Origin of the sequence: Phreatobacter sp. (assembly GCF_030691135.1) — a bacterium.
In the GTDB taxonomy this organism is placed as follows: Bacteria; Pseudomonadota; Alphaproteobacteria; order Rhizobiales; family Phreatobacteraceae; genus Phreatobacter.
In genome coordinates this window covers 49,117-68,591 of record NZ_JAUYFA010000037.1, presented here as the reverse complement: position 1 = coordinate 68,591, position 19,475 = coordinate 49,117, and the positions used below count along the sequence as shown (strand labels likewise).

Below are 19,475 nucleotides of genomic sequence, written 5' to 3'. Positions count from 1 at the left end.
AACCCTCACAATGCCCGCCGACGGGCTCTTTCGGAACGGTTGTATCGACCGCCGATACACATGCAAAGGGCCGTGAGGCGTCTGGGCAGCGGCCATGCGTGGCCGCCCTTCCTCCATTCCTGAGCAAGGGCGCCGTTGCCATCGGCACCGGCTGACGATCAGCCGCGCGCCCCGAAAATGGCGCTGCCGACACGCACATGGGTCGCGCCCATGGCGATGGCGACGGGATAGTCGGCGCTCATGCCCATGGACACGGTGGAGAGCCCGTTGCGGCGCGCGATGGTCGTCAGCAGTGCGAAATGGGGCGCTGGGGGCTCGTCTGCCGGGGGGATGCACATGACGCCTTCGACATCGAGCCCATACTGATTTCTGCAAGCCGCGATGAAGGCATCGGCCTCGTCCGGCAGCACGCCGCCCTTCTGCGGCTCGGCCCCGGTATTGACCTGGACGAGAAAGCGCGGACGCCGCGTGCCGCTTGCCTTCTCGATCTCCTTCGCCAGTTCCTTCGCCAGAGACGGACGGTCGAGGGTCTCGATCACGTCGAAGAGGGCGACAGCTTCCCTCGCCTTGTTCGACTGCAGCGGCCCGATCATGTGGACTTGGGCGTCGGGATAGCGCGCGCGCAGCTCCGGCCACTTTCCCTTGGCGTCCTGCACATAGTTCTCGCCGAAGACGCGATGGCCAGCGGCCAGAACCGGCTCGATCGCCTCGACCGGGAAGGTCTTTGACACCGCGACGAGCGTCACCGATCCGTCCGGGCGCTTCGCATCAGCCGTCGCGGCGGCGATGGCGGCCTTCACCTCGGCAAGACGGGATACGGCGTCGGACATGGCTGGGCTCCTTGGGCGGCGTTCGAGCTACCACGCGCCGCGTCAGACGACCAGCAAGGCCCCCATATGCGCCAAATCCTTGACCGGCCGGGCCCTTTCGTGTGTTGTCCGCGCTCGCTTTTGCCCCGTTGTCCGGACCCGCCGCCCATCATGTCGACCGAACGCTACAATGCCCGCACCGCCGAGCCGAAATGGCGCGCGGTCTGGGACGAGAAGGCCATCTTCGAGACGAAGAACGACGATCCGCGGCCGAAATACTACGTCCTCGAGATGTTCCCCTACCCGTCCGGGCGCATCCATATGGGCCATGTCCGCAACTACACGATGGGGGACGTGGTGGCCCGCTACAAGCGCGCCCGCGGCTTCAACGTGCTCCATCCCATGGGCTGGGACGCCTTCGGCCTGCCGGCCGAGAACGCCGCAATGGCTTCCAAGGTCCACCCGAAGGAATGGACCTACGCCAATATTGCCACCATGAAGGCGCAGCTGAAGAGCATGGGCCTGTCGCTCGACTGGTCGCGCGAACTCGCCACCTGCGATCCTTCCTACTACCGCCACCAGCAGAAGCTCTTCGCCGATTTCATGCGCGCCGGCCTCGTCGAGCGTCGCTCGGCCAAGGTCAACTGGGATCCCGTCGACCAGACCGTGCTGGCCAACGAGCAGGTCATTGATGGCCGCGGCTGGCGCTCCGGGGCACTGGTCGAGCAGCGCGACCTGACCCAGTGGTTCCTCAAGATCACCGACTATTCCGACGACCTGCTGACGGCGCTGGACGGCCTCGACCGCTGGCCTGAAAAGGTCCGGCTGATGCAGAAGAACTGGATTGGCCGGTCCGAGGGCCTGATGATCCGCTGGGCCCTGACGAACGGTACCGCGCCCGCCGGCCATGCCGACCTCGAGATCTATACGACGCGGCCGGACACCCTGTTCGGCGCCGCCTTCATGGCGATCGCGCCCGATCACCCGCTGGCGCGGGCCGCCGCCGAAACCAATCCGGATCTGGCGGCTTTCTCCGACGAGTGCCGCCGCATGGGGACCTCGGTGGCGACGCTGGAGACGGCGGAGAAACTCGGCTTCGACACCGGTATCAAGGCGATCCATCCCTTCGATCCCACGTGGGAAGTGCCGGTCTACGTCGCCAACTTCATCCTGATGGACTATGGAACGGGCGCCATCTTCGGCTGCCCCTCCGGCGACCAGCGCGACATCGAATTCGCCAACAAATACGGCCTGGCTTTCCAGACGGTGGTGAAACCGGCCGATGCCGGTTCCGATTTCACCGTCACCGACACCGCTTATGACGGCGACGGCGTCATGATCAACTCGCGCTTCCTCGACGGGTTGACGACCGAGGCGGCCTTTGCGGAGGTTGCAGCCCGCCTCGAGAAAACCATTCTCGGCCATGCCCCCGCCGCAGCGCGCAAGGTCAATTTCCGCCTGCGCGACTGGCTGATTTCTCGCCAGCGCTACTGGGGCTGCCCGATCCCGGTCATCCATTGCGACGATTGCGGTGCGGTGCCCGTGCCGGACGACCAGCTGCCCGTCATCCTGCCCGACGATGCCGACTTCTCCATGCCGGGCAACCCGCTCGACCGGCATCCGACCTGGAAGCACGTCGCCTGCCCGTCCTGCGGCAAGCCCGCCCGCCGCGAGACGGACACGATGGATACTTTCGTCGATTCGTCCTGGTATTTCGCCCGTTTCACCGATCCCTGGCGCACCGAAAGCCCGACCGATCCGGCCGTGGTTGATGCCTGGCTGCCTGTGGACCAGTATATCGGCGGCATCGAGCACGCGATCCTGCACCTGCTCTATTCGCGCTTCTTCACCCGGGCCATGAAGGCGACGGGCCATGCCGGCCTCGACGAGCCGTTCCGCGGCCTGTTCACCCAAGGGATGGTGGTCCACGAAACCTATCGCATCCCGGACGGGACCTATGTGACGCCGGCTGAGATCACGATCTCCGGCGAGGGCGACCAGCGCCTGGCTGTGCTCAAGGGCTCGAACCAGCCGGTGGAAATCGGCTCCATCGAGAAGATGTCGAAGTCGAAGAAGAACGTCGTCGATCCCGACGACATCATCGACACCTACGGCGCCGACACCGCCCGCTGGTTCATGCTGTCGGATTCGCCCCCCGAGCGCGACGTGATCTGGACCGAGGCCGGAGTCGAGGGCGCCAGCCGCTTCGTCCAGCGGCTCTGGCGGATCGTCGGCGAAATCGCCGAGCAGACGGCCTCGGCGGCGGCGACGGCGACGGCCTCGCACGGCGAGGAAGCGACCGCCGTCCGGCGGGCTGCGCATCAGGCCCTGGCGGCGGTCGAGGCCGACGTCGAGCGACTCGCCTTCAACCGCTGCGTCGCCCACGTCTACACGCTCGCCAATGCCCTGGCGAAGACGCTCGACGCCCTGCGTGGCGGTGTTCCGGCGCCGGACATGGCGGCTGCCCTCGCCGAGGCGGGTGGCATCCTCGTGCGCCTGGTCGCCCCGATGATGCCGCATCTGGCTGAAGAATGCTGGTCGGCGCTCGGCCATCAGGGTCTGGTGGCCGAGGAGCCCTGGCCGGTGGTCGACCGGGCCATTCTCGTCGAGGACACGATCACATTGCCGGTTCAGGTCAACGGCAAGAAGCGAGCGGACTTGACGATCGCGCGCGAGGCGGCCCAAAAGGATATCGAGACCGCTGCGATCGCTCTCGACGCCGTTCGCAAGGCGCTGGAAGGTCGGCCCGTGAAAAAGATCATCGTCGTGCCTCAGAGGATCGTGAATGTCGTGGGTTGACACCTCGTTCGCTCGCCTGAGCCGCCTCGTCGCGGTCTGCGCCTGTTCCGCCGCGCTGGCGGGATGCTTCGCGCCGCTCTACGGCGACCCGGCAGTGGTCACCGGCGGCCGCAACGCCCAGGCGGCGCTGCGCGATCTCGACATTCCCGAGATTCCCGGTCGCAGCGGCGTCATCCTGCGCAACGAGCTCATATATCTGACGCAGGGTGGCGGCGGCCGCGCCGCCTCGCCGACCCATGTGCTGCGTGTCGCCGTCGGCGTCGACACCGTGCCTCTGGCGCTCAACACCGCCGCCGGACGGCCGTCAGCCCAGTCCGTCACCATGTTCGGCTTCTATACGATCACGGCGGTCGGCGACGCGCAGGTCATCCATCGCGGCTCGGCCTTCGCCTCCGCCTCCTTCGATCGCACCGCCCAGCGTCTCGCCTCAGACCGTGCCGTCATCGAGGCGCAGGAGCGCGCGACCAAGGCGCTCGCCGAGAACATCGTCACCCAGGTCGCCGGCTGGTACGCGACCCGCCCGAGATGACGGCGTGACGATCCTCAAGGGCACCGACATCGATCGGTTCATCGCCGGACCAGACCCGCGGCGCCCCATTATCCTGGTCTATGGCCCCGACGTCGGACTCGTTTCCGAGCGCGCCCGCGCCATCGCCGGCAAGATCGCGCCCGACCTCGACGATCCCTTCTCCGTCACCCGGCTCGACGGCGACATCCTCGCCAGCGACCCGGCGCGGCTCGCCGACGAGGCCGGCACGCTGTCGATGTTCGGCGGACGGCGGCTCATCTGGGTCAGGGCCGGCGAGAAGCCGATCGCCGCCGCCGTGGCACCGTTGCTCGCGTCCCCGCCGGAAGGCGCCACCATTCTCGTCGAGGCCGGCGATCTCAAGAAGACGGCGCCGCTGCGGACCGATGCGGAACGCTCCGGCGCCGCCGCTGTCATTCCTTGCTATGCCGATGGCGAAGCCGATCTCAAGCGGCTGGTCGTCGAGGAGGCACGCCAGGCCGGCCTTCAGGTCGAAACGGCCGCGGTGACGCTCCTCACCCAGATCATCGGCGGCGACCGCGCCGCTTCACGCGCCGAAATCCGCAAGATCTGCCTCTATTGCCACGGCCAGGGCACCATCACGGTCGCGGATATCGAGGCCGTCGCCGGAGAAAGCCTCACGCTGGGGGTCGACGCCATCGTCGATGCGGCGCTCGGTGGCCAGCCGGACGAACTCGATCGCCTGCTGCTGCGCGCCGACGGCGCCGGCATAGCGGTTGCGCAGATTATTTCGGCCACGACACGACACGCGCTCAGCCTTCACAAGGCTCGTCTGGCGGTGGAAAGCGGCACGCCTGCCCGAACCGCTGTGGAACGGTTCGAGCCGCCGGTCTTTTTCCGGCGCAAGCTCTCCGTCGAAAGGCAGATCGGCCTGTGGACGGCCGAGAAGCTGCACCGGATCGTCGTCAGGCTCGCTGAAGCCGGCTTCGAGACGCGTGCCCGCGCCGCGATCGCCCCGACACTCGCCGGACGCCTCCTGATGTCCATCGCGACGGCAGCGCGCCAGGGTGCCCGCGGCTGACGCGCAGCCACCCGACGATCAGCCTTGCAGCCGCCGGCAGATGTCCTCGAGCTGCTCGAGCGAGCGGTAGCGGACGCGCAACTCGCCGCCCGATCCGCGGTGGTCGATGCTGACGATCATCCCCAGCGCGTCGGACAGCGTCTTTTCCAGCGCCCTGGTGTCCGCGTCCTTCTCGAGGCGCTCCCGCTGCTTGGGCGGCCGGCCGGCCTTCTCCGACTGCTCCTGAGTCAATGCCTCGACCTGCCGGACATTGAGCCCCTGGTCGATGATCTGCGAGGCGACCTTGCCGGGGTCGTCCACGGCCAGCAGCGCCCGGGCGTGGCCGGCAGTCAGTTGCCCCTCGCGCAGCATGCCCTGCACGTTCTCGGGCAGCTTCATCAGGCGCAGGGTATTGGCGACATGGCTGCGGCTCTTGCCGATGATCTTGGCCAGATCGGTCTGGCTGTAGCCGAACTGCTCGATCAGCTCGTTGTAGCCGAGGGCCTCTTCCAGCGGATTGAGGTCGGCGCGCTGCACGTTCTCGATGATGGCGAGCTCAAGAGCCTCACGGTCGCCGACCTCGACAAGATGGATCGGCACCTCGTGCAGTTCGGCACGCTGCGCCGCCCGCCAGCGCCGCTCGCCAGCGACGATCTCATAGGCGTCGACGGCGCCCGCGACTGTCCGCACGACGATCGGCTGGATGATGCCGCGCTCGCGAATAGAGTCGGCCAGCTCCTGCAGATCCTCCTCTCGGAACATCCGGCGCGGATTGCGCGGATTGGGGCGAATGAAGGAAATCGGCACCTTGCGCGTCGCGCGGATCCGGTCGACCGCCGCGGTCTCCTCGCCGACATCGCCGATCAGGGCGGCAAGGCCCCGTCCCAGCCGCGACCGGTTGGCATCCTCAGCCATGTCTTGTCTCCTTCGGGACGCCAGCGTAACGACGTCGGCAGGCAAATCGAAACGCGGGCGAATCGAATCCATGGTCAGGCCGCCCGCAGCACGCGCTCACGCTGGATGATCTCGGAGGCGAGGCGCAGATAGGCCTGGCTCCCCACGCATTTGAGATCGTAGAGCAGGACCGGCTTGCCGTAGCTCGGCGCCTCGGAAACCCGGACATTTCGCGGAATGATGGTCTGGTAGACCTTGTCGCCCATGAACTGGCGCACGTCGTCGACCACCTGGGCCGAGAGGTTGTTGCGCGCGTCATACATGGTCAGGACGATGCCGTGGATCGTCAGGCCGGGATTGAGGGTGGTCTTCACCTGCTCGACCGTCTTGATCAGTTGCGACAGCCCCTCGAGCGCGAAGAACTCGCACTGCAGCGGCACGAGGATGGCATCGGCGGCCGTCATCGCATTGATCGTCAGCAGGTTGAGCGACGGCGGGCAGTCGATCAGCACATAACTGTATTCGCTGCCGAGGCTCTCTACCGCACGGCGCAGCCGGTAGGCCCGATCCTTGGCGCTGGCAATCTCCAGTTCGACGCCGGAGAGATCCATCGTCGAGGGTGAAATCGACAGCCGCGGAACAGAGGTCTCCTGGATCGTTTCGGTGAGAGAATGATCCCCGACGAGAACGCTGTAGGTAGACTTGCTGCGGGCGCGGCGATCAATCCCCAGCCCCGTGGAGGCGTTTCCCTGCGGGTCGAGATCCAGGATGAGCACGCGCTCACCGATCGCCGCCAGCGCCGTCCCCAGATTGATGGCGGTGGTCGTCTTGCCGACGCCGCCCTTCTGGTTGGCGAGCGCCAGCACGCGGGGCGCCATGGAGGAGGATGAGGGGGGCAGGAGCGACATGGGTCACGTCCGATTTCTGGAGTTCATCCGGTGACTTCGGAAACCTCGCTGACCATCAGGATTCGGCCGCGAGACTCCGTCACACTCGGTGTCGATGTATGCATGAACCTCCAACATTTAGAGGCTTCCGTCAATTCAGACACTACATCTTGCCCCTTGGGAAAGATTCCAACGGCACCGGTTTTCAACAGGGGATTGGCAAGTCGCAGGAGTTCGCCGAGTGGTGCCAGGGCCCGGGCCGTCACGACTTCGACATCCAGCGGCTCGCGACCCACGACGTCCTCGATGCGCTTGGCCCAGACCCGGACGGGAACCTGCATCTGCCGCGCCGCCTCCTGCAGGAAGGCCGCCTTGCCGAGCTTGCTCTCGATGCAGTGCATGACCGCCCCGTCGCGCCCTTTCAGGAGCGCCGCGATCACCAGCGCCGGCAAGCCGCCGCCGGAGCCGAGATCGGCCCAGCGACGGGCATCCGGCGCGAAGCGCAACAATTGCAGGCTGTCGGCGACGTGCCGCGTCCAGACCGAATCCAGCGTTGCGGCCGAGACGAGGTTCTTCGACGGGTTCCAGCGCCTGAGCAGGGCGACATAGAGGGCGAGCGCTTCGGCCGTTTCACGTGAAACAGGCACGCCCGCGAGGTCGGCCGCAGCCAGGGCCGAATCGATGTCGGTCACGCGGCCGTCCTCGCGCCGGCCCGTCGCGCCCAGACAGCGATCAGCGTCAAGGCAGCCGGCGTCATGCCATCCATCCGTGCCGCCTGGCCGAGCGTCCGCGGCCTGTAGGTCTGGATCTTGGCGCGGATCTCGTTGGAAAGCCCCGGAAGGCCTTCGAGGTCGAACTCCTCCGGAAGCGCGAGGTTTTCGTCGCGCCGATGGGCGTCGATCTCCGCCTGCTGGCGGTCGAGATAGACCGAGTAATGAGCATCGATCTCGACCTGCACCGCGATGCCCTGAGGCACATCGTTCAGGGCGGGCCAGAGACGACAGAGCGTCGCCCAGTCGATATCCGGCCGCGACAGCAGTTCGAAGCCCGAGCGCCTAATGCCATCCTGATTGATCGAGAGGCCGGCAAGCGCGCCCTGGCTCGGAGTGAGCGTCAGCTCCGCCAACCGTGCATGAACGCCAGCAAGAGCCTCGGTCTTGTCACGGAAGCGAATCGACCGCCTCTGGCCGACACAGCCGAGGGCCATTCCCATCGGGGTCAGGCGCTGGTCGGCATTGTCCGCTCTCAGCGCCAGGCGAAACTCTGCGCGGGAGGTGAACATCCGGTAGGGCTCGGTAATACCGCGACTCGTGAGGTCGTCGATCATCACACCGGTATAGCCCTCGTGGCGCCCGATCACGACTCCGGTGCTACCGCCGGCCCGCAGGGCGGCATTGAGCCCGGCGAGCAGGCCCTGCGCCGCGGCCTCCTCATAGCCCGTCGTTCCATTGATCTGGCCGGCCAGAAAAAGCCCTGAAACACGGCGGGTCTCCAGCGTCGGCTCCAGCTCCCGCGGATCGACATGGTCATACTCGATGGCATAGCCGAAGCGCTTGACGACGACCTTCTCCAGCCCGGGAATGGACCGCAGGAACGCCTCCTGGACATCCTCGGGCAGCGATGTCGACAGGCCGTTCGGATAAACCGTGCTGTCGTTCAGCCCCTCGGGTTCGAGGAAGATCTGATGGCCGTCGCGATCGCCGAATCGAATGATCTTGTCCTCGATCGACGGGCAGTAGCGCGGCCCTACCCCCTCGATCCGCCCGGAGTACATGGCGGAACGCGCGAGGTTGTCGCGCACGATGGCATGGGTCTCCGGCGTCGTCCGGGTGATGCCGCAGGCGATCTGCGGTGTCGTGATGCGATCCGTCAGGGTCGAAAAAGGTTCCGGCTCCGAATCGGCCTGCTGCATCTCGACCGCAGCCCAGTCGATCGTCTGGCCATCCAGCCTCGCCGGCGTGCCGGTCTTCAGGCGTCCCATCGCAAAGCCGGTCGCTGCCAGACTGCTTGCGAGACCGACGCTCGCGGCATCACCCTCCCGCCCTGCGGACCACTGCCGCTCGCCCAGATGAATGACGCCCCGCAGAAAGGTTCCGGTGGTGATGACCACGGCTCCCGCATCGAGCCTTTCGCCGGACGCCAGAACGAGGCCCGTGGCGCGCCCTTCTGAGACGACCAGTTCACTCGCCTCGCCGAGAATGATGGCCAGGCCCGGCTGCGCCTTGAGCTCGCGCTGCATGGCAGCCGCATAGAGCTGGCGATCCGCCTGGGTCCGCGGCCCGCGGACAGCCGGCCCCTTTCGGCGGTTGAGAACCCGGAACTGGATGCCGGCCGCATCGGCAACGCGCCCCATCAAGCCGTCGAGCGCATCGATCTCCCGGACGAGGTGGCCCTTGCCGAGCCCGCCGATCGCTGGATTGCAGGACATCGCGCCGATCGTCTCGAAGCGCTGGGTAACGAGCGCAGTGCGTGCGCCGAGACGCGCCGATGCCGCAGCCGCCTCGCAGCCCGCATGCCCGCCACCAATCACCACGACGTCGAAGCGCTGATCCATCGTTCCTGTTCCTGCTTCGTCTTTACCGGCGCGCTCCCGTCACGGCAATCGCCATCGAAAGCGACGAAGTGTTCCGGGAGCGAATCGATCGTTTCACGTGAAACACCGGCGGAGGCCGAGACCTACTTCCCGATGCAGAAGGCCGAGAACAGCTGATCCAGCATGGCCTCGGTCCCGACGCGCCCACGACTGCGGCCGAGGGCGGCAAGGCCCTGCCGCAATCGCTCCGCGACCAGTTCAGGCTGATCGTCCCAGGCCGGCAAAGCCAGGGCTGACGCCAGCGCGTCTGCCGCCTCCTGGAAGATCAGGCGATGCCTCTGGTGAACGACGACCGCCGGCTCGCCACCCGTCCTGGCCGCGGCGAAACTGGCGATCGCATCGACCAGCCCGGCCATCCCCTCACCGGTCAAGGCGGAGATCCGATGCGCAGCGTCCGGGCGGACCGCGCCGCCGCGGTCGATCTGCGTTGCGATGCGCCACAGTTCGCTGCGACCCGGGCCGGCCGCGAGGTCGGCATCGCCAGCCGGCGCGCCGGCGCAGAGCCAGAGTGTCAGATCGGCGCCGGCCATCCTTTCGCGCGTGCGGCGAATGCCTTCGGCCTCGACGGGGTCAACGGTTTCCCGCAGCCCTGCCGTATCGACCAGGATCACGGCGACGCCACCGAGGTCGAGGTGCACCTCGAGATTGTCGCGGGTGGTGCCGGCCACCGCCGACACGATGGCGACATCCCGCCGCGCCAGGGCGTTGAGAAGCGTCGACTTGCCGGCATTGGGCGGGCCGGCGATCGCCACGATGACGCCATCCCTCACCTTCTCGCCGCGCGCCGCGCCGGCGAGAAGCGCATCGACATCAGCAGCGAGCAAAGAAAGGTCGCGCCGCGCCGAAACCAGCGCCGCACCGGTGACGTCCCCCTCGTCGGGAAAGTCGATGGTCGCCTCGACGCCCGCGAGGATCGGCAGGAGACGGGCCTGAAGCCTGTCGGCCTCGGATGTCAGCCGCCCTGTAAAAAGGCCATAGCCCTGCCGTCGCTGGGCCTGCGTCTCGGCCTGCAGCAGGTCGCCGAGCCCCTCGACCTCGCTGAGGTCGAGACGGCCATTCTCGAAGGCGCGCCGGGTGAACTCTCCAGGCTCCGCCGGACGTGATCCCGGCACGGCCAAAACCGCCTGCAGGACGGCCGCGACGACGGCGCGCCCGCCATGGACCTGAAGCTCAAGGACATCTTCGCCGGTGAAGCTGTGCGGCCCCGGAAACCAGAGCGCCAAAGCCCGGTCGAGAGGTTCGCAGCTGGCGGGGTCGGTCAGGGTGACCAGGGTCGCCCGACGGGCACTGGGGACCCGCCCGGTGAGCTGGATGGCGACCTTTGCAGCGTCCGGCCCGGACACCCGGATCACGGCCACACCAGAGGTTCCGGGCGGGGTGGAGATGGACGCGATGGTACGGGCGATCATGGCGGCCCCGCTGTTTCGCAGGCGAATCGGATGGAGCCCACCCGATTCGTTTCGCTCGTGAATCGGATCAGGTGTTCATCGAGTCGAAGAAGTCGCTGTTCACCTTGGTCTGGCGCAGCTTGTCGAGCAGGAACTCGATGGCGTCGACCGTCCCCATCGGATTGAGGATACGGCGCAGCACATACATCTTCTTGAGGATGTCGGGTGCCACCAGCAGCTCTTCCTTGCGGGTGCCGGAGCGGGTGATGTCGATCGCCGGGAAGGTCCGCTTGTCCGCCACCTTGCGGTCGAGGATGATCTCGGAGTTACCGGTGCCCTTGAACTCTTCGAAGATGACCTCGTCCATGCGACTGCCGGTATCGATCAGTGCGGTCGCGATGATGGTCAGCGATCCCCCCTCTTCGATGTTGCGGGCGGCACCGAAGAAGCGCTTGGGACGCTGCAGCGCATTGGCGTCGACGCCGCCGGTCAACACCTTGCCGGACGACGGCACGACCGTGTTGTAGGCCCGGCCCAGACGGGTGATCGAATCGAGCAGGATGACGACGTCGCGGCCGTGCTCGACCAGGCGCTTGGCCTTCTCGATGACCATTTCGGCGACCTGGACGTGGCGCGTCGCCGGCTCGTCGAAGGTCGAGGAGATGACCTCGCCGTTGACCGAGCGCTGCATATCGGTGACCTCTTCCGGCCGCTCGTCGATGAGCAGCACGATGAGGTAGCATTCCGGGTGATTGCGGGTGATCGACTGGGCGATGTTCTGCAGCAGAACCGTCTTGCCGGTCCGCGGCGGCGCCACGATGAGGGCGCGCTGGCCTTTGCCGAGCGGCACCACCACGTCCATGATCCGTGCCGAGAAGTCCTTCTTGGTCGGATCCTCAGCCTCCATCTTCAGCCGCTGGTTCGGATAGAGCGGCGTCAGGTTGTCGAAATTGACCTTGTGGCGGGCCTTCTCGGGCTCCTCGAAATTGATCCGGTTGACCTTGAGGAGGGCGAAGTAGCGTTCGCCTTCTTTCGGCGAGCGGATCTGCCCCTCCACCGTATCGCCGGTGCGCAGGCCGAAGCGGCGGATCTGCGAGGGCGAGACGTAGATATCGTCCGGACCCGCGAGATAATTGGCATCCGGTGACCGCAGATAGCCGAAACCATCCTGCAGAACCTCGACGACGCCCTCGCCGATGATGTCGGTTTCCTGCGATGCAAGCTGCTTGAGGCAGGCGAACATCAGCTCCTGCTTGCGCAGCGTCGACGCATTCTCGACCTGCAACTCCTCGGCAAAGACGAGAAGCTCCGTCGGGGACTTCGACTTGATGTCCTGAAGTTTGATCTGCTGCATCGGAACCACAAATGGTCGGAACGGCCGGAGGCGCGAAACACGGTACGAGAGCCGGGCCTGATCAGGGAAGGCGATGGATTGCAGATCTGTGGCCGGACCCTGAAGCGAGGTCAGCGGCTGGGCGCGGGCCGTGCTCTTCGTGAGAGCCGCCTCGAAACACCCTGTCTGCGTGAGAAGGGATCTTCCGAATAAGCCCTGAATCGGCTGAATGCAAGTCCCGCCGATGCAGGTTCGCTGCAGCGGCGTGATGCGGCGGAAGCCTCAGAACGGCTTGACGATGACGAGGATCACCGCAAGCACCATGATGGCCGTCGGCACCTCGTTCATGATGCGCCAGAACCCGTGGCCACGGGTGTTCTTGTCCGCACCGAACTTGCGCACGGCGCCAGCGAAGAAGCCATGCACGCCGGACAACAGCAGAACCAGCGCGATCTTTCCGTGCAGCCACCCGCCCTGGAAGCCATAGACCTGCCAGGCCAGCCAGAGTCCCGCGATCCAGGTCACGATCATCGCGGGATTGATGATGTATTCCAGAAGCTTGCGCTCCATCACCTTGAACGTTTCGGAGGTCTCGGAGCCCGCCGCGACCTGGCTGTGATAAACGAACAGGCGCGGCAGGTAGAGCAGCCCCGCCATCCACGAGATGACCGCCAGCACATGCAGAACCTTGATCCAGGCGACCGCCGCGACGGGCGCCATGACCCCCAGCGCGATGACGCCGACCAGGGTGATGGCAAGCGCCAGGACCACGCGGATCATGCGTCGCCGCGGCGTCATCGCCGGATCGCTGCCGGTGTCTGAGATGATCGTCACTGCGCCGTCCTCCAGGACCTGACCCGACTGACCATCTGTTCGACATGAGCGATGGGTGTTGGCGGCAGGATGCCGTGACCGAGATTGAAGATGAGCCGGCCGCCACCGTAGGAGCGCAGCACCGTATCGACCGCCTGGTCGAGAGCATCCCCGCCGGCCAGCAGCGCGATGGGATCGACATTGCCCTGCACCGCCACGTGAGGCAGGACCTCCCGGGTGATGAAACCGGCATCCGCCGTCCAGTCGAGACCGACAGCATCGGCCGCGGTCTCGGAAACGATCGCCGCAAGCCTCGGCCCGGCGCCTTTCGGGAAGACGATGACCGGAATATGCGGAGCCACCGCCTTAACCCCGGCGACGATGCGGCCGATGGGCTCGACGGACCATTTGGCAAACTGCGCATTCGGCAGGACCCCAGCCCAGGTATCGAAGATCTGTACGACCTCGACCCCGGCGCGAATCTGCCCGAGCAGATAGCCGATGGAGGCCTCGACGATCAGATCGATCAGCCGTGAAAACCCTTCGGGATCGCGATAGGCAAAAAGCCGGGCTGCGACCTGGTCGTCGCCGCCGCGGCCGGCGACCATGTAGGTCGCGACCGTCCAGGGAGCCCCGCAGAAGCCGATCAGCGTCGTCGTCTCGGGGAGTTGCTCCTTGATGCGCGCAACCGCCTCATAGACCTTGCCCACGATCTCCGGTGCGAGCGCATCGGAAAGCCGGGAGAGACCACCTGCATCGACCAGCGGATCCAGCCTTGGACCCTCGCCCACCTCGAAGGTGACGGTCTGCCCGAGAGCGTGCGGGACCACGAGGATGTCGGAAAAGAGGATCGCCCCGTCGAAGCCGAACCGACGCAGCGGCTGCAACGTCACTTCGGCAGCCAGTTCCGGGTTGAAGCAAAGATCGAGGAACGATCCGGCCTTTTCACGGACCTCCCGATATTCCGGGAGATAGCGTCCCGCCTGGCGCATCATCCAGATCGGTGGTGAGGCCGGATGGTGACCCTTGAGCACTGCGAGAAGAGGTTTGTGCACGGTCGCTCCCTCATGCTCCCTTTCCCTTCATACTTGATGAAAGAGAGTCTTCTTTGATTCCTTGACACTGGATTAGGAGAAGACATTCTCCTTCACAAGTTGTCCACCGCTGCCTGCCTGGAGCCAGGCCGGTTCGGCCGCTTGAAAGGGCCGCGGAAAAGCGCCGCAAGCCCCTGATATGACGACGTTATCCGATAGCGGCTGGTGTCGGTTCGGGCGCCCGTCGGCAGCTTATCCCCCGACGCCCGTCGATCGGCCACCCATGCCGACGCCTGGGGACGACTTTGTGACGAACAACCCGCTGCCTCTTGCAGAGCGCCGGCTTCCGTGTCCTTTTCCCTGCTCGTCCACAGCCCCGGCCGTCTTCATACAGAGTGCTGATGCCGCATCGTCGCGAGAGCTATTTCCACCTTCATCTCGTTTCCGACGCCACCGGCGAGACGCTGATGACGGTTGGTCGTGCGGCTGCTGTGCAGTACTCCACCGTATCGGCCATCGAGCACGTCTATCCGCTGGTGCGGTCGCAGAAGCAGCTCGATCGTGTCCTGAGCGAGATCGAATCCAGTCCCGGCATCGTCCTCTACACGCTCGTCGACCAGGAACTGACCGACCGTCTCAATGCCAAGTGCAAGGAGTTCGGTTGTCCCTCCCTCTCCGTGCTCGCACCGATCCTCTCGATGTTCCAGAACTATCTGGGAGCAGCATCGACGCCCCGGGTCGGCGCGCAGCATGTGCTCAACGCCGAATATTTCCAGCGGATCGACGCGCTCAACTACACGATGATGCACGACGACGGCCAGCTGCCGGAAAACTGGGAAGAGGCCGACGTGTTGCTCGTCGGCGTCTCGCGCACCTCGAAGACGCCGACATCGATCTATCTCGCCAACCGCGGCGTAAAGGCGGCCAATATTCCACTCGTACCGGGCATCCCCCTGCCCGAAGTCATCTGGTCGCTGAAGAAGCCGCTGATCGTCGGCCTCTTCGCCAGCCCCGAACGCATCGTGCAGATCCGCGAGAACCGCATCCTCACCCTCAACGCTCCCCAGGACCGCTCGAGCTATGTCGACCGTGTCGCGGTTGCCGAGGAGATCGCCCAGTCGCGCCGGCTCTTCGGCACGAACAACTGGCCGATCATCGACGTCAGCCGTCGTTCGATCGAGGAAACCGCGGCCGGCATCATCACCCTGCTGAAGGATCATCGCCGCGCCCTCGACGACAGGTCCCGCGCATGACCCGCCTGGTCCTCGCATCGAAATCGGCGGCCCGTGCCGCCATGCTGCGCGGCGCGGGGCTCGACATCGACCTCGCCGCCGCTCCCGTCGACGAAAGGGCGCTCGACGAGGCCTGGACGCGCGAAGGACGGGACCCCGCCGCCATCGCCCGCGGGCTCGGCGAGGCGAAAGCCCTTGCGGTCAGCCGCGCCGACCCAGAGGCCACCGTCATCGGCGCCGATCAGACCCTCGCGCTCGGGCCGCGCCGGTTTTCAAAGCCGGCCAGCCTCGCCGAGGCCCGTGACAACCTGCTGGCGCTGCGTGGCCAGACCCATCACCTCCATTCGGGTGTCGCCGTTGCGCGCGGCGGCGCGATCGTCTTCTCCACGGTCGCGTCGGCGGCCATGACCATGCGCCCCTTCTCCGAGGAATTCCTCGACGCCTATCTCGCGGGGGCCGGAGATCGGGCCCTGGCCTCGGTCGGCTGCTACCAGCTCGAAGCCGAAGGGATCCAGCTTTTCGAGCGGATCAGCGGCGATTATTTCACCATCCTCGGCATGCCACTGCTGCCCCTTCTGGCCGCCTTGCGCAGCCAGGGCATGATCGCGACATGATCCGCGCCTGCTGCATCGGGTGGCCGGTCACCCACATCCGCTCGCCGTTGATCCACGGCTTCTGGCTGGCGCAATACGGTATCGAGGGCGCTTATACGCGGGAGGCTGTCGAGCCCGGTGACGTCGCGCGCTTCCTCCACAGCCTCGCCGACCGCGACCTCGCCGGCTGCAATGTCACGATCCCGCACAAGGAAGCCGCCTTTGCGGCCATGGACGAGGTCGATCCCGGGGCGGTTGCCGTCGGCGCCGTCAACACGGTCTGGCGCGAGGCCGGCCGCCTTGTCGGCATGAACTCCGATGTGGTCGGATTCCTGAAGAACCTCGACGACCATGTGCCTGCCTGGGAGGGCGAGGTCGCCCATGCCCTGGTCCTCGGCGCCGGTGGCGCCGCCCGCGGCGTCGTCCATGGCCTCCTGTCGCGCGGCGTTCCGCTCGTCACGCTGGCGAATCGATCCCTCGGCAAGGCCGAAGCCATAGCCGCCGCTCATCCCGGCGCGATCAGGACGCACGACTGGCAGGGCCTGCCGGCCGCCCTCGGCGACGTCGACCTGCTCGTCAACACGACCTCCCTCGGCATGAGCGGCCACCCATCGCTCGACCTGCCGCTGGAGACGCTGAAGCCCTCCGCCATCGTTTCCGACATCGTCTACGTGCCGCTGGTGACCGATCTTCTCGCGCGCGCGGCTGCGCGCGATCATCACATCGTCCAAGGTCTCGGCATGTTGCTGCACCAGGCGGTCCCGGGCTTCGCCCGCTGGTTCGGCGTCACGCCGGAGGTGACGCCGGAACTCTATGAGCATCTCGCCGCCGACGTGCGGGGCCGTTGAGATGTTCGTGCTCGGACTGACCGGCTCGATCGGCATGGGGAAGTCGACCACGTCGGACATTTTCCGCGCCGTCGGCATCCCCGTGCATGACGCCGACGCCACCGTGCATCGGCTCTATGCCGGAGGCGCCGTCGGCGCCATCGGCGAGGCTTTCCCCGGCGTCGTGGTCGACGGGCGGGTCGACCGGACGCGTCTTGGCGCCATCGTGCTCAAGGACGGCGCGGCGCTGAAGCGGCTCGAGGCCATCGTCCACCCGCTCGTCGGCGCCGCCGAACGCGCCTTCCGCGACCGGATGCGGGCGGCGGGTCACGCCGTCGCGGTCCTCGACATTCCGCTGCTTCTGGAGACCGGCGCCGAGCGCCGCGTCGATGCGGTGGCGGTCGTTTCCGCCCCCGCCGAGACCCAGCGGCAGCGGGTTCTGGCGCGCCCAGGCATGACCGAGGAGAAGCTCGCGGCGATCCTCGCCCGCCAGATGCCTGACGCCGAGAAGCGCGCCCGGGCTCATTTCGTGATCGAATCGGGTTATGGTCTCGATACGGCGCGCCGACAGGTCGCCGACATCATCCGGGCCCTCGCCGGCAGCCGCAGGAGCCATTGATGCGCGAGATCATTCTCGACACCGAAACGACCGGCCTCGATCCGCTGCGCGGCGATCGCCTGGTGGAGATCGGCGGGATCGAGCTCATCAACCATTTCCCCACCGGCCGGACCTACCACGTCTATATCAATCCCGAGCGCGACATGCCGGACGAGGCCTTTCGCGTCCACGGCCTGTCCGCCGCCTTTCTTTCCGACAAGCCGCGCTTCGCCGAGGTGGTCGACGACTTCTGGTCCTTCGTCGAGGATGCCCGGCTCGTCATCCACAACGCGTCCTTCGACATGGGCTTCATCAATGCCGAGTTGAAGCGCGTCGGACGTACACTCTTCCCGATGGATCGCGTGGTCGACACCCTCGCCATGGCGCGCCGCCGCTTCCCCGGCTCGCCGGCGAGCCTCGACGCGCTGTGTTCGCGCTTCGGTATCGACAATTCGCGCCGCACCCGGCACGGCGCCCTTCTGGATGCCGAGCTTCTGGCCGATGTCTATATCGAGCTCATTGGCGGTCGGCAGGCCTCCTTCGGCCTCGCCGATGCGGGCCGCGCCACCCAGCGGGCTGCCCGGGGCCAGGCGGTCCTGGTCCAGAGGCTTGTCCCTCTGACGCCGCGGCTGACCGAAGAAGACATCGCGGCCCACGCTGCTTTCATCGAGGAATTTGGCGACAAGGCCATCTGGTATGACCAGCTGCCGCGACCGGCCGCAGAACCCTCTGCCTTGACCCCCCGCTGACATACCGATAGGAATGACAGCCTTGTGACAGGGCTCGTGGGGAGCTCGTCTTCATCGGGCCGATGAATGGTCGACCAGACACCCATGAGTCGCGTTGCCGTGCTTCGCCGGCCGGAAAAACGGCGGGAGTACGACGGCAAGTTCTTGAAAAGCTGGCTGAAAAATCCGCTGCGGATGGGGGCTGTCGCTCCTTCGGGGCCGGTTTTGGCGCACCGGATGGCGAGCTATGTCGACCCGGCAGGTACCGGCCCCGTCATCGAACTGGGCCCCGGAACCGGGTCGATTACCGCCGCGCTGGTCGCCCATGGCGTCGATCCGAAGCGCCTCGTCCTCGTCGAATATTCCATGGATTTCTGCCGCCTGCTGCGCGAGCGCTTCCCGGCGGCGACCATCGTCCACGGTGACGCCTATGCGCTGAACCGGACCTTGATCGGCCGCCTCTCGGAACCCGCCGACGCCGTCGTATCCGGGCTGCCTCTGATGACGCGCCCCGAGCCGATCCGGCTGAAGCTGCTGAACGAGGCGCTGGCGTTGATGAAGCCCGGCGCGCCCTTCGTCCAGTTCACCTATTCGGTGACCTCGCCGGTCCCGATCAAGGGAGCGGGGCTGACGGTGACGCCCTCCGAGCGCATCTGGCGCAATATTCCCCCGGCCCGGGTCTGGGTCTACCAGCGGCCCTGATCGGTCAGGCGGCCACCTGGTAGGCGCGCTGCTGCCCGAGGGCGAAAACCGCCATTCGGTCGGGAAACAGCGAGCGGATCGCCGGCGACCGGATGTCGAGTCCGCCGGTGAAGGCGCCGAAGGCCGGCATCACGATCCGCGTTTCACATGAAACAAATGCCTTGCGGCGGACGCTGCCGCCACGTCCGGTGACCTTGACGCAGGGATGCAGGTGGCCGGCGATCTCGCCACCCTGCGGCGTCGGGGTCGGTTCGTGGGCGAATCGAATCCCCCCCTCCGTGACCTCGTCGCAGCACAGCCCCGGAAGTGCGCCGTCGAGCGACGGATCGTGGTTACCGGCGACCCAGACCCACTCCCGGCCGGCCTGCAATGCCCTCAGCGTCACGACATCGGCCTCGGCCATGCGGCAGGGTCCTGCCCGGTCGTGAAAGCTGTCGCCCAGCGAGATCACCGTCCGCGGCCGGTAGCGCGCGATGACGGCTGCCAGCATCGCCAGCGTCCTCGCCGTATCATAGGGCGGCAGCAGCATCCGCCTTGCGGCGAGCGAGGAGCCCTTTTCGAGATGGAGGTCCGACACGACGACGAGCCGCGATGCCGGACACCACAGCGCCCCCGACGGATCCGCGACGAAGCCGCGGCCGAGAAGAGCGATGGTGGTTTCCGATATCTGTCCCGGCCGCGCAGTCATTCCTGATCCG

19 protein-coding genes are annotated in these 19,475 nt (G+C 66.5%); 9 read left to right on the top strand and 10 right to left on the bottom strand.

Features of this window, described 5'->3' with window-relative positions; translation table 11 throughout:
• Positions 1-158 precede the first annotated feature (158 nt).
• Positions 159-830 carry a YggS family pyridoxal phosphate-dependent enzyme gene (locus Q8O26_RS06045; protein WP_305574485.1) on the bottom strand — a complete coding sequence of 224 codons (672 nt, stop codon included), beginning with the start codon at positions 828-830 and terminating at the stop codon, positions 159-161.
• Positions 831-980: 150 nt separating this feature from the next.
• On the opposite strand from Q8O26_RS06045, the gene leuS reads away from it, so the two are divergent.
• The 3 genes from leuS to holA are packed head-to-tail and all read left to right on the top strand — an operon-like array spanning position 981 to position 5,176.
• Complete coding sequence (gene leuS, locus Q8O26_RS06040) at positions 981-3,608, top strand: leucine--tRNA ligase (protein WP_305574483.1); 2,628 nt, start codon at positions 981-983, stop codon at positions 3,606-3,608.
• On the top strand, positions 3,595-4,137 hold the full coding sequence (locus Q8O26_RS06035; RefSeq protein ID WP_305574481.1) for a hypothetical protein: 543 nt from the start codon (positions 3,595-3,597) through the stop codon (positions 4,135-4,137). The genes leuS and Q8O26_RS06035 overlap by 14 nt, the downstream gene beginning before the upstream one ends.
• Before the next feature lie 4 nt (positions 4,138-4,141).
• Positions 4,142-5,176 (top strand): DNA polymerase III subunit delta, encoded by a 1,035-nt coding sequence (gene holA, locus Q8O26_RS06030; protein ID WP_305574479.1) that lies wholly within the window; start codon positions 4,142-4,144, stop codon positions 5,174-5,176.
• Between the two features lie 18 nt (positions 5,177-5,194).
• On the opposite strand, the gene Q8O26_RS06025 is transcribed toward holA, so the two are convergent.
• The 8 genes from Q8O26_RS06025 to hemE all read right to left on the bottom strand — a co-directional run bounded on the left by Q8O26_RS06025 (position 5,195) and on the right by hemE (position 14,118).
• On the bottom strand, positions 5,195-6,070 hold the full coding sequence (locus Q8O26_RS06025) for a ParB/RepB/Spo0J family partition protein (RefSeq protein ID WP_305574477.1): 876 nt from the start codon (positions 6,068-6,070) through the stop codon (positions 5,195-5,197).
• A 74-nt stretch (positions 6,071-6,144) separates the two neighbouring features.
• Positions 6,145-6,957: a ParA family protein gene (locus Q8O26_RS06020; protein ID WP_305574475.1), complete on the bottom strand. Its 813-nt coding sequence runs from the start codon at positions 6,955-6,957 to the stop codon at positions 6,145-6,147.
• A 23-nt stretch (positions 6,958-6,980) separates the two neighbouring features.
• Positions 6,981-7,619, bottom strand: a complete 639-nt coding sequence (rsmG, locus tag Q8O26_RS06015; protein WP_305574630.1) for a 16S rRNA (guanine(527)-N(7))-methyltransferase RsmG — start codon at positions 7,617-7,619, stop codon at positions 6,981-6,983.
• A 5-nt stretch (positions 7,620-7,624) separates the two neighbouring features.
• On the bottom strand, positions 7,625-9,490 hold the full coding sequence (gene mnmG, locus Q8O26_RS06010; protein WP_305574473.1) for a tRNA uridine-5-carboxymethylaminomethyl(34) synthesis enzyme MnmG: 1,866 nt from the start codon (positions 9,488-9,490) through the stop codon (positions 7,625-7,627).
• 122 nt (positions 9,491-9,612) lie between these two features.
• Complete coding sequence (gene mnmE, locus Q8O26_RS06005; RefSeq protein ID WP_305574471.1) at positions 9,613-10,938, bottom strand: tRNA uridine-5-carboxymethylaminomethyl(34) synthesis GTPase MnmE; 1,326 nt, start codon at positions 10,936-10,938, stop codon at positions 9,613-9,615.
• 67 nt (positions 10,939-11,005) lie between these two features.
• Positions 11,006-12,271: a transcription termination factor Rho gene (gene rho, locus Q8O26_RS06000; RefSeq protein ID WP_305574469.1), complete on the bottom strand. Its 1,266-nt coding sequence runs from the start codon at positions 12,269-12,271 to the stop codon at positions 11,006-11,008.
• Positions 12,272-12,532: 261 nt separating this feature from the next.
• A complete protein-coding gene (hemJ, locus tag Q8O26_RS05995) occupies positions 12,533-13,048 on the bottom strand; it encodes a protoporphyrinogen oxidase HemJ (protein ID WP_371134470.1) in 516 nt (171 codons plus the stop codon).
• 32 nt (positions 13,049-13,080) lie between these two features.
• Entirely contained in the window at positions 13,081-14,118 is a 1,038-nt protein-coding gene (gene hemE, locus Q8O26_RS05990) for a uroporphyrinogen decarboxylase (protein WP_305574467.1), read from the bottom strand.
• Between the two features lie 380 nt (positions 14,119-14,498).
• Here hemE and Q8O26_RS05985 point away from each other — a divergent pair, with 380 nt between their 5' ends.
• From Q8O26_RS05985 to Q8O26_RS05960, 6 genes are all read left to right on the top strand, one after another.
• Positions 14,499-15,350 (top strand): pyruvate, water dikinase regulatory protein, encoded by an 852-nt coding sequence (locus tag Q8O26_RS05985; RefSeq protein WP_305574465.1) that lies wholly within the window; start codon positions 14,499-14,501, stop codon positions 15,348-15,350.
• On the top strand, positions 15,347-15,943 hold the full coding sequence (locus tag Q8O26_RS05980) for a Maf family protein (protein ID WP_305574463.1): 597 nt from the start codon (positions 15,347-15,349) through the stop codon (positions 15,941-15,943). Before Q8O26_RS05985 ends, Q8O26_RS05980 begins: the two co-directional genes overlap by 4 nt.
• Positions 15,940-16,770, top strand: coding sequence for a shikimate dehydrogenase (locus tag Q8O26_RS05975; protein WP_305574461.1), 831 nt, complete (start codon positions 15,940-15,942; stop codon positions 16,768-16,770). Before Q8O26_RS05980 ends, Q8O26_RS05975 begins: the two co-directional genes overlap by 4 nt.
• Position 16,771: 1 nt before the next feature.
• The gene (gene coaE, locus Q8O26_RS05970) at positions 16,772-17,368 is read left to right on the top strand and encodes a dephospho-CoA kinase (RefSeq protein WP_305574460.1); all 597 of its coding nucleotides are present in this window, start codon (positions 16,772-16,774) and stop codon (positions 17,366-17,368) included.
• The gene (gene dnaQ / locus Q8O26_RS05965) at positions 17,368-18,096 is read left to right on the top strand and encodes a DNA polymerase III subunit epsilon (protein ID WP_305574458.1); all 729 of its coding nucleotides are present in this window, start codon (positions 17,368-17,370) and stop codon (positions 18,094-18,096) included. The genes coaE and dnaQ overlap by 1 nt, the downstream gene beginning before the upstream one ends.
• 84 nt (positions 18,097-18,180) lie before the next feature.
• On the top strand, positions 18,181-18,777 hold the full coding sequence (locus Q8O26_RS05960) for a class I SAM-dependent methyltransferase (RefSeq protein ID WP_305574456.1): 597 nt from the start codon (positions 18,181-18,183) through the stop codon (positions 18,775-18,777).
• A 4-nt stretch (positions 18,778-18,781) separates the two neighbouring features.
• Here the strand turns inward: Q8O26_RS05960 and pdeM are convergent, their stop codons facing one another.
• Entirely contained in the window at positions 18,782-19,465 is a 684-nt protein-coding gene (pdeM, locus tag Q8O26_RS05955) for a ligase-associated DNA damage response endonuclease PdeM (protein ID WP_305574454.1), read from the bottom strand.
• Positions 19,466-19,475 lie beyond the last annotated feature (10 nt).